Source organism: Streptomyces cinnamoneus (assembly GCF_002939475.1).
Taxonomy (GTDB): Bacteria; Actinomycetota; Actinomycetes; order Streptomycetales; family Streptomycetaceae; genus Streptomyces; species Streptomyces cinnamoneus_A.
This window is the reverse complement of the sequence record NZ_PKFQ01000001.1, coordinates 3,730,967-3,756,531: the sequence shown is the minus strand read 5'-3', so window position 1 is coordinate 3,756,531 and position 25,565 is coordinate 3,730,967. Positions and strand designations below refer to the sequence as shown.

27 protein-coding genes, 1 tRNA gene and 1 pseudogene are annotated in these 25,565 nt (G+C 71.4%); 16 read left to right on the top strand and 13 right to left on the bottom strand.

The features are described from left to right. Window positions 1–42 precede the first annotated feature (42 nt). The 3 genes from CYQ11_RS16455 (at window position 43) to CYQ11_RS16445 (ending at window position 1,886) form a co-directional block, all read left to right on the top strand. On the top strand, window positions 43–501 hold the full coding sequence (locus CYQ11_RS16455; RefSeq protein WP_099199802.1) for a phage holin family protein: 459 nt from the start codon (window positions 43–45) through the stop codon (window positions 499–501). Further along, entirely contained in the window at window positions 498–1,520 is a 1,023-nt protein-coding gene (locus tag CYQ11_RS16450) for an alpha/beta fold hydrolase (protein ID WP_099199803.1), read from the top strand. The genes CYQ11_RS16455 and CYQ11_RS16450 overlap by 4 nt, the downstream gene beginning before the upstream one ends. 156 nt (window positions 1,521–1,676) lie before the next feature. Beyond that, the gene (locus CYQ11_RS16445; RefSeq protein ID WP_099199804.1) at window positions 1,677–1,886 is read left to right on the top strand and encodes a hypothetical protein; all 210 of its coding nucleotides are present in this window, start codon (window positions 1,677–1,679) and stop codon (window positions 1,884–1,886) included. Window positions 1,887–2,212: 326 nt separating this feature from the next. Here the strand turns inward: CYQ11_RS16445 and CYQ11_RS16440 are convergent, their stop codons facing one another. The 3 genes from CYQ11_RS16440 to nth form a co-directional block, all read right to left on the bottom strand. Further along, complete coding sequence (locus tag CYQ11_RS16440; RefSeq protein WP_099199805.1) at window positions 2,213–3,412, bottom strand: MarP family serine protease; 1,200 nt, start codon at window positions 3,410–3,412, stop codon at window positions 2,213–2,215. A gap of 72 nt (window positions 3,413–3,484) precedes the next feature. Then, the gene (locus CYQ11_RS16435; protein ID WP_181143678.1) at window positions 3,485–4,204 is read right to left on the bottom strand and encodes an NUDIX hydrolase; all 720 of its coding nucleotides are present in this window, start codon (window positions 4,202–4,204) and stop codon (window positions 3,485–3,487) included. A 43-nt stretch (window positions 4,205–4,247) separates the two neighbouring features. Further along, window positions 4,248–5,357, bottom strand: coding sequence for an endonuclease III (nth, locus tag CYQ11_RS16430; RefSeq protein ID WP_240003441.1), 1,110 nt, complete (start codon window positions 5,355–5,357; stop codon window positions 4,248–4,250). Window positions 5,358–5,676: 319 nt separating this feature from the next. Here nth and CYQ11_RS16420 point away from each other — a divergent pair, with 319 nt between their 5' ends. Beyond that, window positions 5,677–6,351: a Crp/Fnr family transcriptional regulator gene (locus tag CYQ11_RS16420; RefSeq protein ID WP_004939715.1), complete on the top strand. Its 675-nt coding sequence runs from the start codon at window positions 5,677–5,679 to the stop codon at window positions 6,349–6,351. A 230-nt stretch (window positions 6,352–6,581) separates the two neighbouring features. Here the strand turns inward: CYQ11_RS16420 and CYQ11_RS16415 are convergent, their stop codons facing one another. From CYQ11_RS16415 to CYQ11_RS16395, 5 genes are all read right to left on the bottom strand, one after another. Next, on the bottom strand, window positions 6,582–7,412 hold the full coding sequence (locus CYQ11_RS16415; RefSeq protein WP_099199806.1) for an MBL fold metallo-hydrolase: 831 nt from the start codon (window positions 7,410–7,412) through the stop codon (window positions 6,582–6,584). Next, a complete protein-coding gene (locus tag CYQ11_RS16410; protein ID WP_240003442.1) occupies window positions 7,409–8,383 on the bottom strand; it encodes an NUDIX hydrolase in 975 nt (324 codons plus the stop codon). Before CYQ11_RS16410 ends, CYQ11_RS16415 begins: the two co-directional genes overlap by 4 nt. Before the next feature lie 172 nt (window positions 8,384–8,555). Further along, window positions 8,556–9,020, bottom strand: coding sequence for a RidA family protein (locus CYQ11_RS16405; protein ID WP_099199807.1), 465 nt, complete (start codon window positions 9,018–9,020; stop codon window positions 8,556–8,558). Then, the gene (gene sp36 / locus CYQ11_RS16400) at window positions 9,017–9,175 is read right to left on the bottom strand and encodes a Sp36 family protein (RefSeq protein WP_003967454.1); all 159 of its coding nucleotides are present in this window, start codon (window positions 9,173–9,175) and stop codon (window positions 9,017–9,019) included. The genes CYQ11_RS16405 and sp36 overlap by 4 nt, the downstream gene beginning before the upstream one ends. 70 nt (window positions 9,176–9,245) lie before the next feature. Beyond that, window positions 9,246–9,851: a DUF2867 domain-containing protein gene (locus CYQ11_RS16395; RefSeq protein ID WP_099199808.1), complete on the bottom strand. Its 606-nt coding sequence runs from the start codon at window positions 9,849–9,851 to the stop codon at window positions 9,246–9,248. Between the two features lie 96 nt (window positions 9,852–9,947). Between CYQ11_RS16395 and CYQ11_RS16390 the strand changes: the two genes are divergently transcribed. The 3 genes from CYQ11_RS16390 (at window position 9,948) to bagB (ending at window position 13,497) form a co-directional block, all read left to right on the top strand. After that, window positions 9,948–10,505: a TetR/AcrR family transcriptional regulator gene (locus CYQ11_RS16390; protein ID WP_099199809.1), complete on the top strand. Its 558-nt coding sequence runs from the start codon at window positions 9,948–9,950 to the stop codon at window positions 10,503–10,505. A 368-nt stretch (window positions 10,506–10,873) separates the two neighbouring features. Then, window positions 10,874–11,863, top strand: a complete 990-nt coding sequence (gene bagA, locus CYQ11_RS16385; RefSeq protein WP_099199810.1) for an ATPase BagA — start codon at window positions 10,874–10,876, stop codon at window positions 11,861–11,863. Further along, a complete protein-coding gene (gene bagB / locus CYQ11_RS16380) occupies window positions 11,854–13,497 on the top strand; it encodes an ATPase BagB (RefSeq protein ID WP_099199811.1) in 1,644 nt (547 codons plus the stop codon). Before bagA ends, bagB begins: the two co-directional genes overlap by 10 nt. 334 nt (window positions 13,498–13,831) lie before the next feature. On the opposite strand, the gene CYQ11_RS16375 is transcribed toward bagB, so the two are convergent. Then, complete coding sequence (locus tag CYQ11_RS16375; RefSeq protein WP_181143676.1) at window positions 13,832–14,167, bottom strand: WhiB family transcriptional regulator; 336 nt, start codon at window positions 14,165–14,167, stop codon at window positions 13,832–13,834. 385 nt (window positions 14,168–14,552) lie between these two features. Here CYQ11_RS16375 and CYQ11_RS16365 point away from each other — a divergent pair, with 385 nt between their 5' ends. Beyond that, on the top strand, window positions 14,553–16,826 hold the full coding sequence (locus tag CYQ11_RS16365) for a transglycosylase domain-containing protein (RefSeq protein ID WP_099199814.1): 2,274 nt from the start codon (window positions 14,553–14,555) through the stop codon (window positions 16,824–16,826). A gap of 151 nt (window positions 16,827–16,977) precedes the next feature. Here CYQ11_RS16365 and CYQ11_RS16360 read toward each other — a convergent pair whose 3' ends face one another. Next, on the bottom strand, window positions 16,978–17,442 hold the full coding sequence (locus tag CYQ11_RS16360) for a GatB/YqeY domain-containing protein (RefSeq protein ID WP_099199815.1): 465 nt from the start codon (window positions 17,440–17,442) through the stop codon (window positions 16,978–16,980). A 153-nt stretch (window positions 17,443–17,595) separates the two neighbouring features. Between CYQ11_RS16360 and CYQ11_RS16355 the strand changes: the two genes are divergently transcribed. Further along, window positions 17,596–18,522, top strand: a complete 927-nt coding sequence (locus CYQ11_RS16355) for a metallophosphoesterase (protein ID WP_099200198.1) — start codon at window positions 17,596–17,598, stop codon at window positions 18,520–18,522. A 107-nt stretch (window positions 18,523–18,629) separates the two neighbouring features. Beyond that, window positions 18,630–18,703 (top strand) — tRNA-Pro (locus CYQ11_RS16350). 127 nt (window positions 18,704–18,830) lie between these two features. Here CYQ11_RS16350 and CYQ11_RS16345 read toward each other — a convergent pair. From CYQ11_RS16345 to CYQ11_RS16335, 3 genes and pseudogenes are all read right to left on the bottom strand, one after another. Next, window positions 18,831–19,376, bottom strand: a pseudogene (locus tag CYQ11_RS16345) (helix-turn-helix domain-containing protein); the annotation flags it as partial. A gap of 122 nt (window positions 19,377–19,498) precedes the next feature. Next, window positions 19,499–19,897 carry a DUF5994 family protein gene (locus tag CYQ11_RS16340; RefSeq protein WP_099199816.1) on the bottom strand — a complete coding sequence of 133 codons (399 nt, stop codon included), beginning with the start codon at window positions 19,895–19,897 and terminating at the stop codon, window positions 19,499–19,501. Window positions 19,898–19,945: 48 nt separating this feature from the next. After that, window positions 19,946–20,947, bottom strand: a complete 1,002-nt coding sequence (locus CYQ11_RS16335) for an acyl-CoA desaturase (RefSeq protein ID WP_099199817.1) — start codon at window positions 20,945–20,947, stop codon at window positions 19,946–19,948. 503 nt (window positions 20,948–21,450) lie between these two features. On the opposite strand from CYQ11_RS16335, the gene CYQ11_RS16325 reads away from it, so the two are divergent. The 6 genes from CYQ11_RS16325 to CYQ11_RS16300 all read left to right on the top strand — a co-directional run bounded on the left by CYQ11_RS16325 (window position 21,451) and on the right by CYQ11_RS16300 (window position 25,441). Then, window positions 21,451–21,798: a hypothetical protein gene (locus tag CYQ11_RS16325; RefSeq protein WP_099199819.1), complete on the top strand. Its 348-nt coding sequence runs from the start codon at window positions 21,451–21,453 to the stop codon at window positions 21,796–21,798. Between the two features lie 40 nt (window positions 21,799–21,838). Continuing rightward, window positions 21,839–22,561: a DUF5994 family protein gene (locus tag CYQ11_RS16320; protein ID WP_099199820.1), complete on the top strand. Its 723-nt coding sequence runs from the start codon at window positions 21,839–21,841 to the stop codon at window positions 22,559–22,561. A 10-nt stretch (window positions 22,562–22,571) separates the two neighbouring features. Further along, on the top strand, window positions 22,572–22,820 hold the full coding sequence (locus CYQ11_RS16315; protein WP_099200200.1) for a hypothetical protein: 249 nt from the start codon (window positions 22,572–22,574) through the stop codon (window positions 22,818–22,820). Between the two features lie 463 nt (window positions 22,821–23,283). Then, on the top strand, window positions 23,284–23,895 hold the full coding sequence (locus CYQ11_RS16310; RefSeq protein WP_099199821.1) for a hypothetical protein: 612 nt from the start codon (window positions 23,284–23,286) through the stop codon (window positions 23,893–23,895). Between the two features lie 519 nt (window positions 23,896–24,414). Continuing rightward, a complete protein-coding gene (locus CYQ11_RS30310; RefSeq protein WP_341533603.1) occupies window positions 24,415–24,645 on the top strand; it encodes an ANTAR domain-containing protein in 231 nt (76 codons plus the stop codon). 79 nt (window positions 24,646–24,724) lie between these two features. After that, the gene (locus CYQ11_RS16300) at window positions 24,725–25,441 is read left to right on the top strand and encodes a GAF and ANTAR domain-containing protein (RefSeq protein ID WP_099199822.1); all 717 of its coding nucleotides are present in this window, start codon (window positions 24,725–24,727) and stop codon (window positions 25,439–25,441) included. The last annotated feature ends 124 nt before the right edge of the window (window positions 25,442–25,565 follow it).

The following is a 25,565-nucleotide window of genomic DNA, read 5'->3' as shown; positions in this document are numbered from 1 at the left end:
GACCCGCAGACGACGAAGCTGATGACGATGAGGGAGCAGCCGATGAGCGCAGCCGACGACGGTGCGAACCGCAGCCTCGGCCAGCTGATGGCGACGGCCACCACCGAGCTGTCCGCACTGGTGCACGACGAGATCGCGCTGGCAAAGGCCGAACTGCGGGAAGACGCCCGGCGCCTCGGCATCGGCGGCGGCGCCATCGCCGGCGCGGGTGTCCTGGCCCTGTTCTCCCTGCCGGTCCTGAGCTTCGCGGCGGCGTACGGCATCCACAACCTCGGCCTCGGGCTCGCCTGGTCCTTCCTGATCACCGGCGGCGCGTTCCTGCTGCTCGCGGCGCTGCTCGGGCTGCTGGCCGTGACGAAGTTCAAGAAGATCAAGAAGCCGGAGAAGAGCATCGCCTCCGCCAAGGAGACGGCGGCGGTGCTGGGCACCGTCAAGCCGCACCCGCGTCCTGTGGTCGGCACGAGCCAGGCGGACGCATCTGTGACACGCTCGTCCGTATGACGGTGCCCGATACTCCCGCAGCGCCCCCGTCCCCCGAACCCGACCGGCCCGCTCCCCATCCGGCGGCGGGCTCCCCGGCCCCGGGACCGGGCGCCCCGGGGGTCTCGCCCACCGCGGTCGTACGGGCGGAGGGCCCCTGGACCCACCGGGACGTGGCGGCGAACGGAGCACGGTTCCACATCGCCGAAATGGGCGAGGGCCCGCTGGTGCTGCTGCTGCACGGCTTCCCGCAGTTCTGGTGGACGTGGCGGCATCAGCTGCCGGCGCTCGCGGAGGCGGGCTTCCGGGCGGTGGCCATGGACCTGCGCGGGGTCGGCGGCAGCGACCGCACCCCCCGGGGCTACGACCCGGCCAACCTCGCCCTCGACATCACCGGGGTGGTGCGCTCCCTGGGCGAGCCGGACGCCGCGCTCGTCGGTCACGACCTGGGCGGCTACCTGGCCTGGACGGCCGCCGTCATGCGGCCCAAGCTCGTACGCCGCCTCGTGGTGTCCTCGATGCCGCACCCGCGCCGCTGGCGCTCGGCCATGGTCGGCGACCCCAAGCAGAGCGCGGCGAGCTCGCACATCTGGGGCTTCCAGCGGCCCTGGCTGCCGGAGCGGCGGCTGGTCGCGGACGACGCGGCGCTGGTGGGGCGCCTGATCCGGGACTGGTCGGGCCCGCGGCTGCCGGACGACGCGGCAGTCGACACCTACCGCCAGGCGATGTCGATCCCCTCGACCGCGCACTGCTCCATCGAGCCCTACCGCTGGATGGTGCGCTCGCTGGCCCGCCCCGACGGCCTCCAGTTCAACCGGCGCATGAAGATGCCGGTGCGCGTCCCGACGCTGCACCTGCACGGGTCGCTCGATCCGGTGATGCGCACGCGCAGCGCGGCGGGCTCCGGGGAGTACGTGGAGGCGCCGTACCGCTGGCGGCTCCTCGACGGGCTGGGACACTTCCCGCACGAGGAGGACCCGGCGGCGTTCTCCGCCGAGCTCATCAGCTGGCTGAAGGACACGGAGCCGGACCGCCGCTGACGGGCGGGCCCACCGCGACCCGTCGGAGGGCGCCGTCGCGAGGGCGGACGGACGTCCTGAACATCCGTTCGCCGAACAGCCAATTGCCCGGCGCATAGGCCAATTGCCGGACCCGGGGGCGATTACCGACCACTGGGCCCGGGCAGAGCATTGGGTATGGGCTGGACGCACGACTACCGTGACGTGACCGATGTGACGCATGAGCGCGGCGCCGAGGGCGATGCCGCGCTGGTGGTGACGGAGGTATCCGAGCGTGGCGAATACCGGCCGGGGGCCGGATCCGACCCCCGGGTCGGCATTCCGCGCATCATCCACCGTCGCGCCCGCTGGGTGTCGGCGCGGCTGCGCCATCCGCGCGCCCGCTGAGCCGAGCCACGGCAGGACCGCCTCCACAGGCCGCCGCGAGGCCCCGGGACCGCGAACCTCAGGTGACCAGAACCCTCAGGTGACCACAGGCCCGGAACGGGCCGTAGCCCTGGGATGTCCACAGGCCCGGGGCCGCCGTAGTCCCAGGGCGCCCATAGGTCCGGAGCCTCCGTAGCCCCAGGTTGTCTACAGGCCCGGGCCGGCCGTAGGTCACCGACGGTCAGCGCATCCTCGCGGTTCGCCCGCCGTACGCACGCCCCCGCCGACCGCAGGACGCGTTCGGACCGGAGGGGCCCTCCGCGGCCCTCGGGGCGGTCTCCCGTGGCTCAGAGGGCGCAGCCCTGGGTGTTGACCCTGGCCGTGGCGGTGCGACCGCTCAGGGCGTCCTGACGGACTTCGGCGGCGGTCAGCGCGTAGCCGGTGTCAGGGTCGTCGAGCGACTTGGCGAAGACCACGCCGTAGACCTTGCCGTCCGGCGTCAGGAGAGGGCCGCCGGAGTTCCCCTGCCGCACGGTGGCGTAGAGGGAGTAGACGTCGCGGCGGACGTTGCCGCGGTGGTAGATGTCCGGGCCGTTGGCCTGGACGCGGCTGCGGACGCGGGCGGCGCGCACGTCGTACGAACCGTTCTCCGGGAAGCCCGCGACGATGGCGCTCTTGCCGCTCTCCGCTTCGCCCGAGGCGAAGTGCAGCTCGGGTGCGTCGAGCGACGGCACGTCCAGGACGGCGATGTCGCGCTTCCAGTCGTAGAGGACGACCTTGGCGTCGTGGAGCCGGCCCTGGCCGCCGATCTGCACGGTCGGCTCGTCGACGCCGCCGACGACGTGGGCGTTGGTCATCACGCGGTGCGGGGCGAAGACGAAGCCCGAGCCCTCCAGGACCTTGCCGCAGCTGGGGGCGTTGCCGACGACCTTGACGATGCTGCGCTGGGCGACCGTGACCACGGGGCTGCCGGCGAGCTCGGGGTCGGGCGGGGGCACGGAGGTGATGGGCTCGGTGGAGAAGGGTGCGAAGACCTGCGGGAAGCCGTTCTGCGCGAGCACCGTGCTGAAGTCGGCGAACCAGGTGTTGGCCTGCGGCGGGACCACCCGGGCGACCCCGAGCAGCACCTTGGAGCTGCGGACCTCCTTGCCGAGCGTCGGCAGGGACGTACCGGCGAGGGCGGAACCGATCAGCCAGGCGACCAGCAGCATCGCGACGACGTTGACGAGGGCGCCGCCGGTGGCGTCGAGGGCACGCGCCGGTGACCACGTGATGTGACGTCGCAGCTTGTTGCCGAAGTGGGTGGTGGCGGCCTGGCCCACGGAGGCACAGACGATGACGATGGCGACGGCCGCGATGGCGGCGATCGTGCCCGGCTGCGCGTCGTCGGTCGTGCTGTCCCAGATCACGGGAAGCGCGTACACGGCAACCAGGCCACCGCCGAGGAAGCCGATCACCGAGAGCACGCCGACGACGAACCCCTGGCGGTAGCCGATGACCGCGAACCACACGGCGGCGATCAGCAGCACGATGTCCAGCACGTTCACCGAAAGATGCCTCGCATTGAAGTCGTCGTGACGCGGCGGCCGCCGGCGCCGGAGGTCACCGTCTCATGCCCGTCAGGCGTGCCAGTCCAGGGGGACCCGCCGGTCCCGGTCCCAGGGGCGCTCCCAGCCGGCGTAGTGCAGGATGCGGTCGATCACACCAGCTGTGAAGCCCCACACCATCGCCGACCCCACCAGGAAGGCGGGGCCGACGTGGCCGCGGGGGTGGACCGCCGTCGCGCGGTTGCCCGGGTCGGTCAGCTCGGCGACCGGGACGGCGAAGACACGGGCCGTCTCCCTCGGGTCCACCGGCGTGACGGGGCTGGGCTTGCGCCACCAGCCGAGGACGGGCGTCACGACGAATCCGCTCACCGGGATGTACAGCCGGGGCAGCACGGCGAAGACCTGCACTCCGCTCGGGTCGAGCCCGGTCTCCTCCTCCGCCTCCCGCAGGGCGGCGCGCACGGGCCCGTCGCCCTGCGGATCGCCATCCTCCGCATCGAGTGCGCCGCCGGGGAAGGAAGGCTGGCCGGCGTGCGAGCGCAGGTTGCCGGCCCGCTCCAGGAGCAGCAGCTCGGGGCCCTGCTCGCCCTCGCCAAAGAGGACGAGCACGGCGGAGGGCCGGCCGCCCGTCTCCGGCGGCAGGAAGCGGCTGAGCTGATGCGGCTCGACGGTGCGGGCGGCCCGCTCGACGGGCGTCAGCCACTCGGGCAGGCCCGCGGCGGTGACCGTCACCGCCCGGCCGCCCTCGGGGAGGACGTCCTCCCGGGGCTCCCTGCCGAATGTGCTGGTCATGCGCTTCCCCCACATTTCTCCGCGTTTTTCGCCGTCTGCTCGGTCACTCGGCTCCCAGGGGACGGGCGGGCAGGCCCGGATAGTCCGGCGGGGGCTTCAGCCGCTGGCCCGGCTGGCCGCCCATCTCGTACTTCAGCAGCTTCTTCGCCTTCTCGGGATCGGTCTCGCCCTCCCCGTACGACGGGCAGAGCGGGGCGATCGGGCAGGCGCCGCAGGCGGGCCGGCGGGAGTGGCAGACGCGGCGGCCGTGGAAGATCACGCGGTGCGAGAGCATCGTCCACTCGCTCTTGGGGAAGAGCGAGCAGACCTCCGCCTCGACCTTCTCCGCGTCCTCGGCGACCGTCCACTTCCAGCGCCGCACGAGCCGGCCGAAGTGGGTGTCGACGGTGACGCCCGGCACGCCGAACGCGTTGCCCAACACCACGTTGGCGGTCTTCCGGCCGACGCCGGGCAGGGTGACCAGATCCGCTATCCGCCCCGGCACCTCGCCATCGAAGCGGTCGCGCAGGGCGACGGAGAGGCCTATCAGCGACTTGGCCTTGGCCCGGAAGAAGCCGGTGGGCCGGATCAGCTGCTCCAGCGTCTCGGGGTCGGCGGCCGCCATGTCCTCGGGCGTGGGGTAGGCAGCGAAGAGGGCGGGGGTGGTCTGGTTGACCCTCAGGTCGGTGGTCTGGGCGGAGAGGACCGTGGCCACCAGGAGCTGGAACGGGTTCTCGAAGTCGAGCTCGGGGTGGGCGTACGGATAGACGTCGGCCAGCTCGCGGTTGATCCGGCGCGCCCGGCGGACGAGCGCGGTCCGGGACTCGGCCCGAGCAGGCTCGGTGGCCACGGCTTCGGCCACGGATCCGGCCGCGGACTTCGACGTCGACTTCGCGGCGGACTTCGCCGCGGGCTTTGAGGTCGCCTTCGAGGTCGACTCCGACGGGGACTTTGAGGCCGACTTCGAGGTCGACTTCGAGGTGGCGTGCCCGGCGGACCCGGCGGCGGACTTCGGCGCGGCTGCGGCAGCGGACTTCGAAGCCCGTTTCGCGGCGGACTTCGGCGCCGGCTTCCCTCCGTCCCCAGCAGCCGGCTTCGCGGCGGCTCTGGCGGCCGGCTTCGGGGCGGCCTTGGCGGTGCCGGCGGCAGCCGGCTTCGCGGCGCTCTCGGTCACCGCCTCCCCGCCCGGCGGTTTTTTCCCATTTGCCGCTTTTACCTTCTTCGCCGCGGAGTGTTCGCCCACAGCGGAATCACGCGTCGCCGTCACCCTCCCGGCCCCCTTGCCCTGCGCTCTCACCGGCCTATTGGACACCCGGCCAGACTAAGGCCCGGCACTGACATCCGCCCCGAGCGCAGGAAAACCACAGCCCAATCGGACCCCTGCCGTAGGGCTTCAGTCGACGATGCGCCACACTTGTGTTTGATCACACAGTTTTACCGACGGGCATCATGGGGACCACGGTCCTCTGTGCATGTCGACAAGGAGAGAACTCGTGGACGACGTTCTGCGGCGCGCCCCGCTCTTCGCGGCGCTCGATGACGAGCAGGCCGCTGAGCTGCGCGCCTCCATGGGCGAGGTCACTCTCGCGAGGGGCGACGCCCTGTTCCACGAAGGCGACCCCGGTGACCGCCTCTACGTGGTGACCGAGGGCAAGGTGAAGCTCCACCGGACCTCCCCCGACGGCCGCGAGAACATGCTGGCGGTCCTGGGTCCGGGAGAGCTCATCGGTGAGCTCTCCCTCTTCGACCCCGGCCCCCGCACGGCCACCGCCACCGCCCTCACCGAGGTCAAGCTGCTCGGCCTCGGCCACGGCGACCTCCAGCCGTGGCTCAACGCGCGGCCCGAGGTGGCCACCGCCCTGCTGCGCGCCGTCGCCCGCCGACTGCGCCGCACCAACGACTCGATGTCCGACCTCGTCTTCTCCGACGTCCCGGGCCGGGTCGCCAAGGCGCTGCTGGACCTGTCGCGCCGCTTCGGCGTGCAGTCCGAAGAGGGCATCCACGTGGTGCACGACCTCACGCAGGAGGAGCTGGCCCAGCTGGTCGGCGCCTCGCGCGAGACCGTCAACAAGGCCCTCGCGGACTTCGCCGGCCGCGGCTGGCTCCGCCTGGAGGCCCGCGCGGTGATCCTGCTCGACGTCGAGCGCCTCGCGAAGCGCTCGCGCTGACGCGGGAAGGCGTACGGGTCCGCGGCGCACCGCGCCCCGCACGCCGCCACAAGCACGACAAGGCCCCCGCCGGGACTCCCGGCGGGGGCCTTGCCCGTCGTCGCCCCTCTTGGGTTCACCGGGTGCCCGTGTCTCATCACCGCATCAGGGCCGGGGCCTCAGCACGCGATCGTGCCGAACGGGGCGTCATGCCAGGCCGACCAACGGCCCGTCAACGGGCCCGTCAGTGGTCAGATCAGCCCGTGCTCGTCCAGATAGTCCAGCTGCGCCCGCACCGACAGCTCCGCCGCCGGCCACAGCGACCGGTCGACGTCCGCGTAGACGACGGCCACGACCTCTTCCGCGGTGCGGTGCCCGTTCTCGGCCGCCGTCTCGACCTGGGCGAGGCGCTTGGCCCGGTGGGCCAGGTAGTACTCGACGGCGCCCCGGGCGTCGTCCAGCACCGGCCCGTGCCCGGGCAGCACCGTCTCCACGCCCTCGTCGACCGCGAGGGCCCGCAGCCGCCGCAGCGAGTCCAGGTAGTCACCGAGCCGCCCGTCGGGGTGGGCGACGATCGTGGTGCCGCGGCCGAGGACCGTGTCACCGGTCAGCACCGCGCGGTCCGCCGGCAGGTGGAAGCACAGGGAGTCCGACGTGTGGCCGGGGGTGGAGATGACGTGGAGCTCCAGGCCGCCCGTCGTGACGACGTCCCCGACGCCGAGCCCCTCGCCGCCCAGCCGGAGGGCCGGGTCCAGCGCCCGTACCTTCGTCCCCGTCAGCTCGGCGAAACGCGCGGCGCCGCCCGAGTGGTCCGCGTGGCCGTGCGTGAGGAGGGTCAGGGCGACGCGGTTGCCCGCCGCCTCGGCGGTGGCGATGACGTTCCGCAGGTGCTGCTCGTCCGGCGGGCCAGGGTCCACGACGACGGCAAGGCCGGAGTCCGGCTCGGCCAGGATCCAGGTGTTGGTGCCGTCCAGCGTCATGGCGGACGGGTTGGGCGCGAGCACACAGGTCGCGCGGGCCGTCGCGGGGCCGCTCGCGGCGGCACCGCGCGGCTGTCCGGGCAGGTCGGTGGCGTACGTCATGCGTCGGCTCCCGCGGGTCCTGAAGCGGAGTGGTGCTCGGTGTGGTCGTCGGCGAAGCGGTGCGCGGCGTCGTCGTCACGGCCGGCCACGACCGGGTCCGAGGCCGTCGGCCCGGTCACGTCGACATGCCGGGTGAACTCATCATGCCCGGGCCAGCTCAGCACGATCTCCTCCCCCTCCAGCCGCGCCCGGGCGAGGACGGGCGTGAGGTCCCGGTCGCCCGAGGCCGCCAGCACCTCCGGAACCGTGGCGTAGGGCACCAGGGAGCGCAACGTGGAGATGGTCGGCGGCATCATCAACAGCTCGCCGCGGTCGTAGCCGGCGGCCGCCTCCGCGGGCGCGGCCCAGACGGTGCGGTCGGCTTCCGTGGAGGCGTTGCGCGTGCGCTGGCCCTCGGGCAGGGCGGCCACGAAGAACCACGTGTCATAGCGGCGCGGTTCGAACTCCGGTGTGATCCAACGGGCCCACGCGCCGAGCAGGTCGCTGCGCAGCACCAGGCCGCGGCGGTCCAGGAAGTCGGCGAACGCCAGCTCGCGGCTGACCAGCGCGGCCCGGTCGGCCTCCCAGTCCTCGCCCGTCGTGTCCGCGACGACCGTGTCCGGCGCCGGGCCGGCGAGCAGCACGCCCGCCTCCTCGAAGGTCTCGCGGACGGCGGCGCAGACGATGGCCTGCGCGGTGGCCTCGTCGGTCCGCAGGCGGTGTGCCCACTGCGCGCGGGACGGCCCCGCCCAGGGCACGTCCCGCTCGTCGCGCGGGTCCACCGAGCCGCCCGGATACGCGTACGCGCCTCCGGCGAAGGCCATGGAGGCGCGTCTGCGCAGCATGTGCACGGCGGGGCCGGCGTCCCCCGAGCGCAGCAGCAGCACGGTCGCGGCACGGCGGGGCGCCACGGGCCGCAGCGTGCCCTGGCTGAGCGCTCTGATCCGGTCCGGCCACTCCGGCGGGTACCACTGGCCGTTCGAAGGTGACATGGCCGGATGCTATGCGCTTACGGGCGGATGTTCGAGAGGGCCAGGTCGGAGAGGCTTCGCCCCTCACGACCTGCTCTCACGACCGGCTCTCACGGCGGCGCTTGTCACCACTTCCGCCCGGAGCCGGACACGGTCAGTGCCGGCGGTCCAGGTCGATGCCGGTCAGGGCCCTTCAGTCCCGGACTTCCACCAGGAACTCGACCTCGACCGGCGCGTCCAGCGGCAGGACCGCCACGCCGACGGCCGAGCGCGCGTGCACGCCCTTCTCGCCCAGCACCTCACCCAGCAGCTCGCTCGTGCCGTTGATGACACCCGGCTGACCGGTGAAGTCCGGCGCGGAGGCCACGAAGCCCACGACCTTGACGACGCGCACGATCTTGTCGAGGTCGCCGATCACCGACTTCACGGCGGCCAGGCCGTTGAGCGCGCAGACGGCCGCCAGCTCCTTGGCCTGCTCGGCGCTGACCTCGGCGCCGACCTTGCCGGTCACCGGGATCGAACCCTTGACCATGGGCAGCTGGCCGGCGGTGTGGACGTACGCGCCGGAGCGCACGGCCGGCTGGTACGCGGCCAGCGGCGGCACCACGTCCGGCAGGGTCAGGCCGAGCTCGGCGAGCTTGTCCTCGACGGCGCTCATGCCTTCTCCCGCTTGAGGTAGGCCACGAGCTGCTCGGGGTTGTTGGGACCCGGCACGACCTGGACCAGCTCCCAGCCGTCCTCGCCCCAGGTGTCCAGAATCTGCTTGGTCGCGTGCACGAGGAGCGGCACGGTCGCGTATTCCCACTTGGTCATGGGCCCGACTGTAATGCCTCGCGCCGACAGCCCCGCGAACGCCCGGAGCGGCCGGCCGGACCGTGACCGGTCAGGCCGCGCTCCGCTCGGCGGCGCCCGCCTGCCACTCGCGCCCGATCGTCCGCAGCAGCGCCGGGTACACCAGCAGGTACCGGAAGGGCTTGATGGCCGCCATGTACGCGACGCCGAGCAGGCCGTTCGGCTTCACCAGGACGGCCATCTGGCCGCGGTAGCCGCCTGCCCCGTCCGGGACCCAGCCGATGTGCATCAGCGCGTGCACCGTCCGGTTGCCCATCTCGGCGACCCATTCGTCGTGCGTCTGGTAGACGGAGGTGAACGGAGTCGACGCCGTGTCGGGACCCCTCGGGCCGTCCCGGAGGTCCGCCGGCAGCCGGTCGTGCAGCGTCGGCACCCGGGCGCCGACGCCGGAGTCGTCCTTGTCCCAACCGAGCAGCTTCCCGAGCTTCCAGCGGACCGCGAAGAGGAAGCTCGCCACGGGGGAGGAGACGGGCGACGCCGCCTCCGGGTCTCCGTTCGCGAACTGGCGGACCAGCCAGGCGAGGTCGTCAGGCCCGCCCGGTGTGGGCAGGGCCCAGACGTCGTCGATCCGGAAGTCGCCGGCGATCTCGTGGATCCGCCAGGGGCGGGAAGTGTGTGCGGAATTGGGCAGTCTCATGGGTGGCCCCCCGTCTATACGATGCCGTATAGAACGAGGTTAGACCCATCTATACGGCACCGTATAGATGGGGGCAGACGTGAGGGGAGACACACCATGGGCGCGGCCCGCACGCCTCGCGGCGCATGGATCGAAGAGGGCCTGCGGGCCCTGGCCTCCGGCGGCCCCGACGCCGTCCGCATCGAGTCGCTGGCGCAGGCGCTCGGCGTCAGCAAGGGCGGCTTCTACGGCTACTTCCGCAACCGGGGAGCACTGCTCACCGAGATGCTCGACACGTGGGAGCACGAGGCCGCCGAGGGGATGGTCGAGCGGGTGGAGGCCGGGAGCGGGGACGCCAGGGCCAAACTGGACCGGCTGTTCACCTTCGTCGCGTCCGCCGAAGGCCCGGCGACGGGCGTCGCCACCGAACTCGCCGTCCGCGACTGGGCCCGGCGCGACGAATCCGTCGCACAGCGCCTGCGGCGCGTGGACAACCGGCGGATGGACTATCTGCGCTCGCTGTTCGGCTCCTTCTGCCCCGACGAGGACGAGGTAGAGGTCCGCTGCATGATCACCTTCTCGCTGCGGATCGGCACGCATCTCATCGCGGCCGACCACGGAGCATACGACCGCGACGCGGTCATGGCGCTGACCAGGCGCCGACTCCTGGCGTAGCCGGAGGCTGGAGGACAGCCGGAGGGCAGCCGGAGCGCCGCTGGCGCCAGGGGACGCCGTCGGCCCGCACCCGGCCCTGGGCGGGCCGCCGCCGAGCCACCGAGCCGCCGAGCCGACAGTCCAGCGGTGCGGCGGTCCAGCAGCCCGGCGGTCCGCCAGTCCGGCAGTCCGGCAGTCCAGCAGTCCAGCAGTCCGCCGCCAAGTCCGCGGGATACCGGGGGCGGTGGGCGTGGAAGGCGCGTGGCCGCCCTCGCCGCGTGCCTCACCCCTCACCCCCCGTGCCTCACCCTCCGCGCCTCGCCACTCGAACGACCTGAAGTCACCACCTGGCGCCACGCGGCCGTTGCGGACGAATTAGGCTCCGAATCATGAGCAGGCTCCATGTCGTAAGCGGCAAGGGCGGTACCGGCAAGACCACGGTCGCCGCGGCCCTCGCGCTCGCCCTCGCCTCCGAGGGCAAGCGCACCCTGCTGGTCGAGGTCGAAGGCAGACAGGGCATAGCGCAGCTCTTCGAGACGGAGGCGCTGCCCTACGAGGAACGGAAGATCGCCGTCGCACCCGGGGACGGCGAGGTGTACGCCCTCGCCATCGACGCCGAGCAGGCCCTCCTCGACTACCTCCACATGTTCTACAAGCTCGGCAGCGCCGGGCGGGCGCTGAAGAAGCTCGGCGCCATCGACTTCGCGACGACCATCGCGCCGGGGCTGCGGGACGTCCTGCTGACCGGCAAGGCGTGCGAGGCGGTGCGCAGGAAGGACCGTACGGGCCGCTTCGTGTACGACCACGTCGTCATGGACGCGCCGCCCACCGGCCGGATCACCCGCTTCCTCAACGTCAACGACGAAGTGGCCGGGCTGGCCCGCATCGGGCCCATCCACAACCAGGCGCAGGCCGTCATGCGCGTGCTCAAGTCACCCGAGACGGCGGTGCACTTCGTGACGCTGCTGGAGGAGATGCCGGTTCAGGAGACGGCGGACGGCATCGCGGAGCTGCGGGCGGCGAACCTGCCGGTGGGCGGCGTCGTCGTCAACATGATCCGGCCCGCGATACTCGACGAGGCGGCCGTCGAGGCCGCCTCGAACGGCCGGCGTGAAGACGTGGCGCACGCCCTCACGTACGCCCTGGAGCGCACCGGCTCGGGCGGCGCGCGGCGCACGGGACTCGTGGAACCGCTCGTCGACCCCCTGCTGGAGCAGGCGCGCGAGCACACGGAGCGCCTCGCGCTGGAACAGCGGGGCCGCGCCGACATCGCCCGTCTCGGCCTGCCCACCTACGAACTCCAGCTGCTCGGCGACGGCGTCGACCTGGGCGGCCTCTACGGCATGGCGCGCGCACTGCGGAAGCAAGGATGCCCGTGACCGGCACCCACGCGACGGCCGCGCCACGGACGACGACGACCGAGACAGCCGTACCCCCGCGCCGCACGGGCGGGAACGGGGGGAGCCCCCGGCCGGAAACCGGGGCAGAAGCAGACAAGGGGGGCTCAGTGAGCCTCGACTCGGCAGCGGCGCCGCTCGACATCGACACCGTTCTGGACAACCCGCGCACCCGCATCGTCGTGTGCTGCGGCTCCGGCGGCGTCGGCAAGACCACCACCGCGGCCGCCCTGGGCGTACGGGCGGCCGAGCGCGGCCGGAAGGTCGTCGTCCTCACCATCGACCCGGCGCGGCGGCTCGCCCAGTCGATGGGCATCGAGGAACTCGACAACGTGCCCCGGCGGGTGCCCGGCGTCGACGGCTCCGCCGGCGGCGAGCTGCACGCGATGATGCTCGACATGAAGCGGACCTTCGACGAGATCGTCGAGGCGCACGCGGACAAGGAGCGCGCCCGGGCCATCCTGGAGAACCCCTTCTACCAGTCCCTGTCGGCCGGTTTCGCCGGCACGCAGGAGTACATGGCCATGGAGAAACTCGGCCAGCTGCGCGCCCGCGACGAGTGGGACCTGATCGTCGTCGACACCCCGCCCAGCCGCTCGGCACTGGACTTCCTGGACGCGCCGGGGCGGCTGGGGTCGTTCCTGGACGGCAAGTTCATCAAGGTGCTGATGGCCCCGGCGAAGATCGGCGGCCGGGCCGGCATGAAGTTCCTGGGCGTCGGCATGTCGATGATGAGCGGGCCCCTGAACAAACTGATGGGCGGCCAGCTGCTGCGCGACGTACAGACCTTCGTCGCCGCGATGGACACCATGTTCGGCGGCTTCCGTACCCGTGCCGACGCCACCTACCGGCTGCTCCAGGCACCGGGCACGGCCTTCCTGGTAGTCGCCGCACCGGAGAGCGACGCCCTGCGGGAGGCCGCGTACTTCATCGAGCGGCTGGCCGCGGAGCGGATGCCGCTCTCCGGGCTGGTCCTGAACCGGGTCCACGGCAGCGGGGCGGACCGGCTCTCCGCGCAGCGCGCGCTGGCCGCGGCCGAAACGCTCACGGACGTCGCCGGGCCTCCTTGCGATTACACAGAAAATCTTGCCGGTTCCGGCATTGTGGATCGTGGCAGCGGGCAGGCTGGCTCACGTACCGCTGATGGCCCTGGCACCCTCGCTCCCACGGACACGTCCTCTCCCGGCGCTCCCACTGTGCTCGACATTCCCGAGAGTGGCTTCCCCCAGCCCACGCACTCAGGAGCCACAGAGCCGGGAGACACGGAGCCGGTGGTCACAGGCTCGACGGTGGCGATCGATCCACAAGATCCAGAAGATGCAGAAAATGCAGAAGCATCGCCCGATCCAGAAGCGTCGCCCGAGGGGGCGCCCGAAGGCGACTCCAGGGCGCCCGTGGAGGCGGCCTCGGCAAGGCTGGCGGCGGGACTGCTGCGTCTGCACGCCGAGCGCATGCAGGTGCTCGCCCGCGAGCAGCGCACGCGCGACCGCTTCACCGCCCGGCACCCGGAGGTCCCGGTGGCACAGGTGCCCGCCCTGCCCGGCGACGTGCACGACCTGGCGGGCCTGCGGGCCATCGGCGAACGCCTCGCGGACCAGAGCCGGCCGGAGGATTGATCACCGGAAGCACCGGAAGCACCAGCCGCCGGAAGTACTTCCTGCCGGAAGCGCCGATCGTCGGCAACGCCGGCTCAGCTCAGGGACGGACGGACCGCCCGGCCCGGAGGCCTGACCGCCGGGAGCGCTGACTGTCCGAAGCGCTGACCTGCCGAGCACCGGGCTGCCGGAAGCGCCGGCTGCAAAAAGCCGCCGAAGGACCGACCCGCGGAAGACTGCTGCTCATGCGTCGCCTGTGCACGCGTCGACCGTTCACACAGCGACCGCTCACGCACCGACCACTCATACGTCACCCGAGGACCGGACGGCGGCCGGGTCGGGGGTGCCGGGACTCCTAGCCGACGGCCGCGTACTCGTCGTACTCCGGGTCGCCCAGCGGCAGGATGCCGGCGCCGCGCTCGTACTCGCTCCGCGCGGTCTCCAGGAGCCTGCGCCAGGAGGTGACCGTGGGCCTGCGACGCAGCAGAGCGCGCCGCTCCCGCTCAGTCATCCCGCCCCACACGCCGAACTCGACGCGGTTGTCCAGCGCGTCGGCAAGACATTCGGTCCGCACGGGGCAGCCGGTGCAGACCGCCTTCGCCCTGTTCTGCGCTGCGCCCTGAACGAACAGTTCATCCGGATCGGTAGTGCGGCAGGCGGCCTGCGCACTCCAGTCGGTTACCCAGCCCATGCTGGCGCCGTCCTCTCCCGAATCGGGGCTCCCCCACGGCGGCAGCGGCATATTCACCGTTGCCAGTTGAGGACGTTACGGAAGGCGGGCAGGGGGCAACACCCCCTTCGGGCCCAATCTTGAATGGCCCGAACGGACTATGCGTACGCGGCAGATCACCCAACGGAGTGAGCTGGCGACATCAGCGACTTTCCCTGACACAAATGGGTGATTCACCCACCTCGTGAAGGGCAGCCGGTGACACAGGTGGCAATACGGGCACATCTCATCACTCACAAGAGTGAGAGCAGTGGTGATGCTGAACCGCATCGCAGTGACTGGCGTGAAACAGCGTAGGCGAACACACCTGCGTCTGTCCGCCGAATGAGAACGTAGGCTTCGCCCCATGGCTATGAAGCGCTCGGGCGGGGGTCCGACAGTGACCAGGCAGGCCGCGAAGTTCCTCGGCGTCAGCGTGCTCTCCGGAGTCGTGCTGGCGGGGCTGGCCCTGCCGGGCATCGGAGCTTTCGGCCTGGCCGCCAAGGGATCGGTCGAGGGGTTCGACGAGATCCCCGCAAACCTCAAGACCCCACCGCTCAGCCAGCGCACCACCATCCTCGACGCCCAGGGCGGAGAGATCGCGAAGGTCTACTCCCGGGACCGCACGGTGGTGCCGCTGAACGAGATCTCGCCCTATATGCAGAAGGCGATCGTCGCGATCGAGGACTCGCGCTATTACGAGCACGGCGCGGTCGACCTCAAGGGCGTCCTCCGCGCGCTCAACAAGAACGCCCAGTCCGGCGGCGTCTCCGAGGGTGCCTCCACCCTCACCCAGCAGTACGTCAAGAACGTCTTCATCGAGGAGGCCGGCGACGACCCCGACAAGGTCGCCGTGGCCACGCAGCAGACCCTCGGCCGCAAGGTCAAGGAGCTGAAGTACGCCATCCAGGTCGAGAAGGAACTCGGCAAGGACCGCATCCTCAACAACTACCTGAACATCACCTTCTTCGGGCAGCAGGCCTACGGGGTCGAGGCAGCCTCCCAGCGCTACTTCAGCAAGCACGCCAAGGACCTCACCCTCGGCGAGTCCGCGCTGCTGGCCGGCATCGTCCAGTCCCCCAGCCGCTACGACCCGGTCATGGCCCCCAAGGAGGCCACCAAGCGCCGCAACACCGTCCTCCAGCGCATGGCCGAGCTGAAGAACGTCACCCCCGCCGAGGCGGCCGCCGAGCAGGCCAAGCCGCTGAGCCTCAAGGTCAGCAGGCCCAAGAGCGGCTGCATCACCGCCGTCGACGGGGCCGGCTTCTTCTGCGACTACGTCCGCGAGACCTTCCTCCAGGACCCGGTCTTCGGCAAGACGAAGGAGGCCCGGGCCAAGCGGTGGAACGAGGGCGGCATGACCATCCGCACCACCCTCGACCCGCAGACCCAGAAGTCCGTCCAGAAGTCGATCACCGATCACGTCTACCAGAGCGACCCGGTCGCCACGGCCGTCTCGATCGTCGAGCCCGGCACCGGCAAGGTGCTCGGCATGGGCCAGTCCCGCCCGTACGGCTTCGGTGAGAACCAGACGCAGATCAACCTGTCCGCCGACCACGCCATGGGCGGATCCAACTACGGCTTCCAGGTCGGCTCGACGTTCAAGCCGATCCTCGCCGCGGCGGCCCTGGAGGAGGGCACCTCCCCCAACAAGACGTACTCCTCGCCGTACTCGATGCCCTACCCGAGCGAGGTGGAGACGTGCGGCAAGCCCTGGAAGAACGGCGGCGGCGAGACCGTCAACAATGAGAACCGCAGCGAGCGCGGCCCGTACGGGATGAAGGAGGCGACCGCGAAGTCGGTCAACACCTACTTCATCCAGATGATCGAGGACATCGGCATCTGCCCGGTGACCAAGATGGCGGACAAGCTGGGCGTGAAGCCCGCCGACGGCAGCAAGCTCCAGCAGGTGCCGTCGATCGCCCTCGGCACCTCGGGCATGTCCCCGCTCACCATGGCCTCCGCCTACGCGGCCTTCGCCAACCGCGGCACCTACTGCACCCCGGTGATCGTCGAGTCGGCCACCGGCCCCGACGGCAAGGCGCTGCGGGTGCCGAAGACGAAGTGCTCGCGGGCGATGTCCGAGCAGACCGCCGACACCGTCAACACCCTCCTCCAGGGCGTGATCGAGGACGGCACCGGCAAGGAGGCCGGGCTCTCCGGCCGTGACAGCGCGGGCAAGACCGGCACGACCGACGAGCGCAAGGCCGCCTGGTTCGTCGGCTACACCCCCAACATGGCGGGTGCCGTCTGGGTCGGCGGCCCGGGCAGCAAGAAGGTGGAGATGGAGAACATCACCATCGGCGGCGTCTACCACGACAAGGTCTACGGCGCGGACACCCCCGGCCCCATCTGGCGCGACGCCATGGCGGGCGCGCTGGACGGCAAGGACGCCCCCACGTTCGGCACGGTGAAGGTCTCCGACTCCGAGCGGGACGCGGGCGGCGACAAGGGCGACAAGCGCACCCCGAACCGCCCCGCCAAGCCCGGCAACAAGCCCGGCGCGAACAAGCCGGGGTCCGGCAAGCCGGGCAAGCCCGCCACCAACAAGCCGCGCAGCGCCACCGACGGCGACCAGCCCGACCCGGCGCAGCCGAACGGCATCCTCCCGGGGATCATCGGCGGCCCCGACGAGCGGTGACAAACCTTCCGCCTGCGGAAGAGAAGAGGGGCGCCCGGACCGTGATCACGGTCCGGGCGCCCCTCTTCTTCTGGTGTCCCGTGGAGTCCGTACGGGGGCGGTCAGCCGGTCCGTACGGGGGCCGGTCAGCCGGTCGTCCGTACGGAGGCGGTCAGCCGGCCAGCCGGCGCTTGACCTCGGCGGCGACGCGGCCGCCCTCGGCGCGGCCGGCGACCTTCGGGTTCACGATCTTCATGACGGCACCCATGGCCCGCTGGCCCTCGGCGCCGCCGGCCTTGGCCTCGGCCACCGCGTCCGCGACGATCGCGGCCAGCTCCTCGTCCGACAGCTGCTTCGGCAGGTACTCGGCGAGCAGGTCGCCCTCGGCGCGCTCCCGCTGGGCCGACTCGGCCCGGCCGCCCTTGTCGAACGCCTCGGCGGCCTCGCGGCGCTTCTTCGCCTCGCGGGTGATGACCTTCAGCACCTCGTCGTCGGACAGCACGCGCGGAGACTTGCCCGCGGTCTCCTCGTAGCTGATCGCGGAGAGCGTGAGGCGCAGCGTGGCGGAGCGCAGCTCGTCTTTCGCCTTGATGGCGGCCGTGAGGTCGTCCTGAAGCCTGGACTTGAGCGTGGTCATGCCGCAATCTTCGCATCCCGCCCCGGCGCGCGCCCCGCATTAACCGCCGGCCGCCCCGCCCGGCGCGGCTTCCCGCCACCCCGGTGGGGGCAACTCCCTTGCCCCCACCGGCCGGTGAACCAGCACCCCGCACCGTCTGCGACGATGGGCACCATGCGTGCGCGATACGGAGTACCCCTGGGAATCACGGCGGTCGGCGCGGCAGGCCTCGCCTATGCCGCCGGCTACGAAGTCCGCTCCTTCCGGCTGCGCCGGGTCACCGTGCCCGTGCTGCCCGCCGGCATGCGGCCGCTGCGGATCCTCCAGGTCTCCGACATCCACATGGTCGGCGGACAGCGCAAGAAGCAGCGCTGGCTCCAGTCCCTGGCGGGCCTGCGCCCCGACTTCGTGATCAACACCGGCGACAACCTGTCCGACCCGGAGGGCGTGCCCGAGACCCTGGACGCGCTCGGCCCGCTGATGGACTTCCCCGGCGCGTACGTCTTCGGCTCGAACGACTACTACGGCCCCAAGCTGCGCAACCCCGCCCGCTACCTGCTCGAGAAGGCCACCGGCCGGCACGGCCTGAACGGCAACGCCCCGGCCGTCGGCGTGATCCACAACCCCTGGGAGGAGCTGCGCGACGGCTTCGACGCGGCGGGCTGGGTCAACCTGACCAACACCCGCGGCTCCCTCAAGATCGACGGGCTGGAGATCGCCCTGACGGGCCTCGACGACCCGCACATCAAGCGGGACCGGTACGAGCACGTCTCCGGGGGCCCCGAGGAGGCGGCCGACTTCTCGCTCGCCGTCGTCCACGCCCCCTACCTGCGGGTCCTGGACGCCTTCACGGCCGACCGCTACCCGCTGATCCTCGCCGGCCACACCCACGGCGGCCAGCTGTGCATCCCCTTCTACGGGGCCCTGGTCACCAACTGCGACATCGACACCCGCCGGGTGAAGGGCCTGTCCACCCACCGCGCGGGCGGCCACCAGTCGTACCTGCACGTCTCGGCCGGCTGCGGAACGAACCGCTACACCCCGGTCCGCTTCGCCTGCCCCCCGGAAGCCACGCTGCTCACGCTCGTCGCCCGCGACTGAGCCCCCACCGGCGCGGGTGAGGGCCTTCCACCCCCTCACCTGCGCCTCCCCGGGGAAACCGGATTTCGCCTCCGCGCTCCGGTCCGCTAAAGTAGTTCTCGTTGCACCGGGGTGTAGCGCAGCTTGGCAGCGCGCTTCGTTCGGGACGAAGAGGTCGTGGGTTCAAATCCCGCCACCCCGACTGGCGTAACAGCAGCTCAGGGCCGGTCTCCTTATCAAGGAGACCGGCCCTGAGTCGTTTTTGGAGTGCCTGGGAGTCCCGCGGGGAGTGAGCGGGGAGTGGATCAAGGAAAGCGGAATCCCATAGGTCACCCCTGGGGTGCCCGCAGCAGCTCATCCAGGACGCGCACAGGTGATGTAGGGCACATCGCGCGTCGTGTAGCCAGCGCTGCTTCCCAAACCTCGGTCAGCCCCTCCATCAGTCTCCGGCGCATCCCCGGGGTGATGTGGTCGTACCGAGCCTGAACCGAACCGTCCAGGTGGCCCAGACGCTCGTCCATCAGCTTGGGCGGCGTCCGGAGATCCCGCATGATCTTCTTGTTGGTGTGCCGGAGCCCGTGCGGAGTCAACCCCTGTGCAATCGGCACCCAGCACATCTCAGCACGGCTGGCGGCGTTCCTCCCCCGTGCCGGCACCCCCGGCCATGGATCAGTCAGCAGCGGCACCGGGCGCGCCACCTGTGGGGCCTTCTTCGGGTACCACCCGGTGGCAGCCGGCTGGAACAGCCAGGTGGCGAATCCCGATCTACGCCAGTGAGCCGCGTGCTGCCCCGGCACGCCTCTGCCCCGCACGTAGCCCAGCTCTGCGATAGCCGCCTCCACCCTCAGCCGAGTCTCCTCCTTCACCGCCCCGGGCCTCCTCGTACGAGGCCACCAGCAGCCCGCCCGGCCGACTGGAGGTGGGGGTGTGACGGTCGTCGTCGCCGCTCTGGCCGTCGGTGCCTGATGATTCGCCGGGCAGTCCGTGGCGGGCCGGATCAGGCGCGACCACTTGCCGCGGCCGCCATGAGCGGTTCCGCGGCCTCCTCGGTCGTATCCGGAGGCACGACCAGCAGGTCCCAGCGCCCCCGGCCGGGGGCGAGCAGGATGATGGTGTGCGGGGCGGATGCCGCCACGGTCCTGCGCAGGCGTACGACCTGGTTGAAGACGAGCGTCCGGCCGGGCACCGCGGACCACGTCGTTCCGTTGACGGTGACGCTGGTGATGTGGCCCCACGCGCGCGGCAACCCGGCGAGCAGCCAGGGGAGTTCGGCGAGCAGGTCGTGCGAACGGGGCCACCACGCTCCGTCGATGGGCCGGGGCATGCCCGCGTGGGGAGCCAGGCGCAGGCGGAGAAGAGGTCGGGACGGAGGAGGGGGTTGCAGCGCGGTGGTCATGAAAGCTCCTGTCGACTGCCGTGCGGCGGAGGAGGTGAGTGACCGGTGTCAGGCGCGGCGGGCGGCCACGCGGTCCGGAGTGGGCCAGCGCACGTCGTGCACCCAGCCGAGGCGTTCCAGGAGGCGGATGACGGCGGCGGAGGGGTCGAGCTGGCCGCGGTCGACGCCGTGGCGGGCGCTGGTGGGGTCGGCGTGGTGGAGGTTGTGCCAGCTCTCGCCGAACGACAGCAGGGCGAGGGGCCACAGGTTGGTTGCCCGGTCGTGACGCCGGGTGCGGAACGGGCGCTCACCGACCATGTGACAGAGGGAGTTCACGCTCCAGGTGACGTGGTGAAGCAGCGCGATACGCACAAGTCCCGCCCACAGCAAGGCGGTTACGCCGTACAGCCACGTACCGCCGATGACCCAGCCCACCGCGAACGGCAGGGCGAGGGTGAGGACGCACAACGCCGGGAAGGCGCGGGCGACGGCGCGGATGTCGCGGTCGGCCAGGAGATCGGGGGCGTAACGCTCCGGCGGCGTATGGTCGTTGCGGAACAGCCAGCCGACGTGCGCGTGCAGCAGACCGCGCAACTGGCCGCGCAGATGCGTGCCGTAGCGGTACGGGGAGTGCGGATCACCCGGCCGGTCGGTGAAGGCGTGATGGCGGCGGTGGATGGCTACCCATCCGATGACGTCACCCTGGAAACTCATCGAACCGGCGACCGCGAGCGCGATCCGCACGGGGCGGACGGCCCGGTAGCCGACGTGGGTGAGGCCACGGTGGAAGCCGACCGTGACGCCGAGGCCCGTGATCGCGTAGAGGACGAGGGCGAGCACGATGTCGGCGGGATGGATGAGACTCCCCCACAGCAGCCAGCCGGCCAGGCCGATCGCCACGAACGGCAGGACGACGATCACCGCCGTCACCGTGACGTACAGCCGCTCACCGCCGTCGCGCGCGGGCGCCGGGCCGTCCTGTGGGAAGGGGGACGTCCCGTCGTAGCCCTGAGGCGGCAGGACGGGGGCCGACGGTGTGACCGTCGTGGACCTGGTCGGACTGAGTGGCATACGTTGCTCCTCGGCCTGGATGCGGATGGCGCGGCCGGGGTCACGGGCTGCCCATGTGAGGGGAGTCGCGAGAACGGGGCCGGTTCGGACACCGGCATTCGAAGAGCCCTCGCCTTCTCCACCGTACTCCCGCACGCTCCGTAACGAGGCGGGCCGAATCGCGTGGCCGCCGCGTTGACACGGACCGTTGCCGGACGTTGACTGGCAGCACGGTGCAGGGCCATGCCACCCCGGAACGCACGGCGAAGCATTCCGCCTTCCCGCCTCGCCCAGCCCCCGCGGGAACCCATCTACCGGACAACAGCGAGGCCGGCCATGACCGTTTCACGGGCCATCAGGAACCAGGCGCAGACGATGCAGGGAAGGATCACGGAAGAGCTCGGACGGGTCGCCCGCAACAGGCGACTGCAACGCCGGGGCGGGGCCGACCGGGTCTCCGGAGGCCTGAAACAGGCCGTCGAGAAGGCCAAGGAAGCCTTCAGGCGGAACGGAAGCGGTCCCCGATGATGTACGACCAGACGCGCGCCCAGCAGCCCGCGGGCCGAACTCCGGATCCGGCCGGGCGCCGCGGCCCGGGCCCGGAGCCGCTGCTCCCGTCGAACGAACAGGACGAGATCATCCAGCGCCTCCGGCACGCCCTCAACACCTTCGCCGACGCCCCGCTCGAGGCGCTGGAAGAGGCCGAGAGCGCCTATGACGAAGCCACCGCCCAGCTCGTGAACGCCCTCGCAAAACGGCGGCGTCTCCTGCGCGCCGGCTGGCAGGACCAGGGCCCCGGAACACAGTCCGACGAACTCCGACACGCGCTGAGGCAGTACCGGGAGATCACTCAACGACTGCTCCACATCTAGGCCGCCGCATACTCCGCGCGGCGGCGGAGCGCGGAGTAGTGTGGGCAGTACCGAGAGCATTTCGCACACCGGCTTCCACGCCGGGTCGTTCTCGGCGAACCATGAAACCCGGGCCGCCGCAGAAGCGGCCCGGAGACGGGTCCGCATCATGTTGGCGACCTTGCTTCCACCTCTGCCGCACACCGAGCCCGTCGCAGCCCCGGCCGCGCGTCTCACCCTGAAGACCGACGGCACCTCACGCGGGCTCCTGGACGGTGCCTGGTGGCCCCGCTCCCGGGATCTGATGAGCGAACTACCCGCACTGACCGACGTGTTGGACCCCTTGTGGGGCCGCATCACCCGCATCGCCGTCAACCCGAAGCACTGGCCGGTCGTCCCCCGCAAGATTCCCGTGGACGGGCACATCGTCAAGGTCGGCTGGTTCGCCCCGGAGATCGACCCCCACAAGCTGCTGCTGCTCTCCTACAGCACCGGCCGCTGGGACCTGCTGATCATCCCGCCCGAAACCGGGGCGGAGTCGGCGGCCCGGCTGATGGCTGCCGCGTCCGACTTCGATGGCCCACCACTGACCGCGAGCGCGCTCATCGCCGCGGACGAGGCCCGGCACGGCGTGTTGGCGACGCACGGCGTGTTGGCGACCGACGAGCCACTGGACCCGGACGAGGCATGGGAGTTCGAGGGCGGCGCCGCCGCGGTGTCCGCAACCGTTCCCCGACAGACCGGTCCGCCCGGCCGGGCCAGCCGCCTGATCATCGGTATGTGAGGTGGCCGCCATGAACGCCTTCCTGACAGCCGCCTCCTTCGTGGTCCTCGTCGCAGCGGCGGCGTACCTGATCCACCGGCTCAACATCCAGCACGCCGACAGAATCGCCGTGCACCAGTACAGCGCCCGCCTGCCCGGCCGCCGCGGCCGCGGCACGCCGCAGCCCCTGGTGGAACCGGGCCGGTTCGCGTCGCCGACCACCGGCGAACGGCAGGACTATCGCGACGGGGGCCGCGGCCGTACCACTCACCACGGGTGACCAGCCAGCTTCCGTCAGCGGCCTCGCGCACGGACCATCGACTCCACTCGTACCCCCGCGTGTGGGCTGGGGGGTGCGGACTCTTCGTCTGTCACCCGGCGCATCCCTGGAGGGAACGGGGTGGGTCCTCTGTCCTGCTGCGCAGGCTGTCGGACCGGCCGTTGCTCCGCCTCCGCCGAAAATACGCCCCTGCCGGAGCGGGCACCGGGAGCCGGAACTCCGGCTCCCGGTGCCCCCCGGCGGATGGTCTTCCGAACCGAGGCGTCATGTCCCTCTCACAGCTCACCGTCCACCTTCCGTCCGGCCACCTACGACCTCCCCTCGGCGACACCCCGGACGCACCCCTTTCGGCCCCGCCGCACCGGTCTGTCCCCCTTGCGCCTGTTCTCCCGGGAGATGCGCGATGAAGGCCGAACCAGGGCGGGGACAGACACGGAAGCCGGGGGACGGCGAGCTCTCAGCCATGACTCCGGTGCGGTTGCGTCGGCTGAGCCGCTGGCTGGTGGAGGACCTGCGTGAGGATCTGGCGGGGCTGTACGTGGGGTCCCGCGCAACGCCGCCGGGTGATCCGTACCGCCGCCCCAGCCGCCAGAACTTCGTGGACCGCCTCATCGTGGACATGCGCCGACCGGAATTAGCCATGGTGATCGCCGAGACGGACCGCCTCATGGGATGCGCCTTCGGATTGCCGGTACAGTGCGACGGCTCCTGGTGGCTCGGCTTCGAAGGGACACTGCCGCGCAGCGTCGGGCAACTCACCGTGTCCGGGAACGCCTTCGCGTTCACCGGCATTCTGATCCGGCCGCATCCGCAGGACCGGGGACTCGCCCGTCAGGTGCAGGAGCGGCTGCTGACCGGCCATCAGGCCATGCTCGGCGCGACCCTGGTGGACCGGGCCGATCGCCCGACCCTCGCTGCGTTCCGCTCCTGGGGGTGGCTGGACATCGGAGAGCTTCGCAGGCCCCTGGGCGCCGCCACGCTCCGCGCGCCGGTGTTTCCCCTCGGGGAACGCACCACGGTGAGGCTGGAGGGCCTTGTCACCATGCCGGGAGACGGTGGCCCGGGTGGGGCCTGACAGGCGGTCGGCCCGCGTTCGGATGCTGGTGGCCGAGCAGGCGGTCCGACGAGGTGCCCGGGTGAGTGTGGTGGACGTGTGCACCGCGGCCGTGGCCGCGCTGCCGGTCGGCGGGGCCGGCCTGTCGGCGATGTCCCGGACCGCGGCGAGCCATCCGCTGTGCAGCACCGACGACATCAGCGAGCAGTTGGAAGAGCTCCAGCTCACGCTGGGCGAGGGGCCCTGCGTGGACGCCTATGTACGTGGCTCGGCCGTCCTCACACCCGATCTGCTCACCAGCGGACTTCAGGATCACTGGGCCGTGTTCGCGGACGCGGCCCTGGAGGCCGGAGCGCGCGCGGTGTTCTCGCTCCCCCTGCAGAAGGGGGCGATCAGCCCCGGGTTCTGGACCTGTACGCCGGCGTTCCGACCGTACTGGACAAGGAGGAACTGGCCGACGCGCTGGCGTTCGCCGATCTCGCGACGCTGCTCCTGCTCGATACGAGGATCGACGAGGCGGGCGCGCCGACCGGCGGGCCGATGCCGGACCGCGGCTTCGAGGATCTGGGCACGTACCGGGCTGAGATCGACCAGGCGAGCGGGATGCTCACGGTTCAGCTCGGAGTCGGCATCGAAGAAGCCTTCGTCCGGCTCCGCGCCTACGCCTATGCGCAGGGACGCCGGCTCGCGGACGTGGCCGCCGACGTGGTGGCCCGACGGCTTCGTTTCTCCCCGGACGCGGAGCCGGATCAGGCCGAGGAGGAACCCTGACGCATCGGTCCCGGCCAAGGAATGTGCCGTACTTCCCGTCCCCTCGGGCAAGGACTAGTCTCGATCGAGGGTGCCCACGATGGATCAACAGCTTCTGGCCAAGACCTTCGTCGAGCTGGCCGACAACCTGGTCGCCGACTTCGACCTCATCGATTTCCTGCGCCTGCTGACCGACCGGTGCGTCGGCATGCTCGACGTCAGCGCCGCCGGGGTACTGCTCGCCGACCGGGACGGCAAACTCCGCGTCATGGCCGCCTCCGACGAACAAGTGCGCCTGCTGGAGCTCTTCCAGCTGCAGAACGATGAGGGCCCCTGCCTTGAGTGCTTCCGCACCGGCGTACCGGTGATCGTCTCCGACCTCGGTACGGTGACCGCCCGCTGGCCGCGCTTCGCGGTGGCGGCCCGGCGCAGCGGGTTCGGGGCGGTCCAGGCCCTGCCGATGCGTTTGCGGGACGAGGTCGTCGGCGCCCTGAACCTCTTCAGCACCGCCCCCGGCCCCTTCGACCCGGCCGCCGTACCCGTCGCCCAGGCCCTGGCCGACGTGGCCACCATCAGCCTGCTGCAACAACGCACCGCCCAGCGCAGCACGGTGCTCAACGAGCAACTTCAGACGGCGCTGAACAGCCGGGTACTGATCGAACAGGCCAAGGGGAAACTCGCCGAACGCCAGGGCATCGATATGGAGCAGGCGTTCACCGCACTGCGCGGTTACGCCCGCTCCCACAACCGGCGCCTGGCCGATGTGGCCCGCGCCCTCATCGACGGCTCGGAACCCCTCGCCGGTCTGGGGTCCTGACCCACGCCCTTGCCGGGGCTCGCTCCGGCGCCGCCTGTGCCCCGAGCGTCGTCACACTGCCCTCCTGCGATCGTGGGCCTCGGCCATCACCTGGTCGCGCAGGCGCGCACAGGTGCGGTAATCA

Bases quoted from the DNA above. Each gene is read 5' to 3' on its own strand.
- CYQ11_RS30310 (WP_341533603.1), top strand. From the start codon at position 24,415: ATGCCGGACCGCGGCTTCGAGGATCTGGGCACGTACCGGGCTGAGATC.
- CYQ11_RS16450 (WP_099199803.1), top strand. From the start codon at position 498: ATGACGGTGCCCGATACTCCCGCAGCGCCCCCGTCCCCCGAACCCGAC.
- CYQ11_RS16390 (WP_099199809.1), top strand. From the start codon at position 9,948: ATGGGCGCGGCCCGCACGCCTCGCGGCGCATGGATCGAAGAGGGCCTG.
- CYQ11_RS16405 (WP_099199807.1), bottom strand. From the start codon at position 9,020: ATGAGCGCCGTCGAGGACAAGCTCGCCGAGCTCGGCCTGACCCTGCCG.
- CYQ11_RS16435 (WP_181143678.1), bottom strand. From the start codon at position 4,204: ATGACCAGCACATTCGGCAGGGAGCCCCGGGAGGACGTCCTCCCCGAG.
- CYQ11_RS16355 (WP_099200198.1), top strand. From the start codon at position 17,596: ATGCGTGCGCGATACGGAGTACCCCTGGGAATCACGGCGGTCGGCGCG.
- CYQ11_RS16375 (WP_181143676.1), bottom strand. From the start codon at position 14,167: ATGGGCTGGGTAACCGACTGGAGTGCGCAGGCCGCCTGCCGCACTACC.
- CYQ11_RS16300 (WP_099199822.1), top strand. From the start codon at position 24,725: ATGGATCAACAGCTTCTGGCCAAGACCTTCGTCGAGCTGGCCGACAAC.
- CYQ11_RS16455 (WP_099199802.1), top strand. From the start codon at position 43: ATGAGCGCAGCCGACGACGGTGCGAACCGCAGCCTCGGCCAGCTGATG.
- CYQ11_RS16315 (WP_099200200.1), top strand. From the start codon at position 22,572: ATGAACGCCTTCCTGACAGCCGCCTCCTTCGTGGTCCTCGTCGCAGCG.
- CYQ11_RS16310 (WP_099199821.1), top strand. From the start codon at position 23,284: ATGACTCCGGTGCGGTTGCGTCGGCTGAGCCGCTGGCTGGTGGAGGAC.
- bagB (WP_099199811.1), top strand. From the start codon at position 11,854: ATGCCCGTGACCGGCACCCACGCGACGGCCGCGCCACGGACGACGACG.
- sp36 (WP_003967454.1), bottom strand. From the start codon at position 9,175: ATGACCAAGTGGGAATACGCGACCGTGCCGCTCCTCGTGCACGCGACC.
- CYQ11_RS16360 (WP_099199815.1), bottom strand. From the start codon at position 17,442: ATGACCACGCTCAAGTCCAGGCTTCAGGACGACCTCACGGCCGCCATC.
- bagA (WP_099199810.1), top strand. From the start codon at position 10,874: ATGAGCAGGCTCCATGTCGTAAGCGGCAAGGGCGGTACCGGCAAGACC.
- CYQ11_RS16325 (WP_099199819.1), top strand. From the start codon at position 21,451: ATGATGTACGACCAGACGCGCGCCCAGCAGCCCGCGGGCCGAACTCCG.
- CYQ11_RS16410 (WP_240003442.1), bottom strand. From the start codon at position 8,383: ATGTCACCTTCGAACGGCCAGTGGTACCCGCCGGAGTGGCCGGACCGG.
- CYQ11_RS16335 (WP_099199817.1), bottom strand. From the start codon at position 20,947: ATGCCACTCAGTCCGACCAGGTCCACGACGGTCACACCGTCGGCCCCC.
- CYQ11_RS16415 (WP_099199806.1), bottom strand. From the start codon at position 7,412: ATGACGTACGCCACCGACCTGCCCGGACAGCCGCGCGGTGCCGCCGCG.
- CYQ11_RS16395 (WP_099199808.1), bottom strand. From the start codon at position 9,851: ATGAGACTGCCCAATTCCGCACACACTTCCCGCCCCTGGCGGATCCAC.
- CYQ11_RS16365 (WP_099199814.1), top strand. From the start codon at position 14,553: ATGGCTATGAAGCGCTCGGGCGGGGGTCCGACAGTGACCAGGCAGGCC.
- CYQ11_RS16340 (WP_099199816.1), bottom strand. From the start codon at position 19,897: ATGACCACCGCGCTGCAACCCCCTCCTCCGTCCCGACCTCTTCTCCGC.
- CYQ11_RS16445 (WP_099199804.1), top strand. From the start codon at position 1,677: ATGGGCTGGACGCACGACTACCGTGACGTGACCGATGTGACGCATGAG.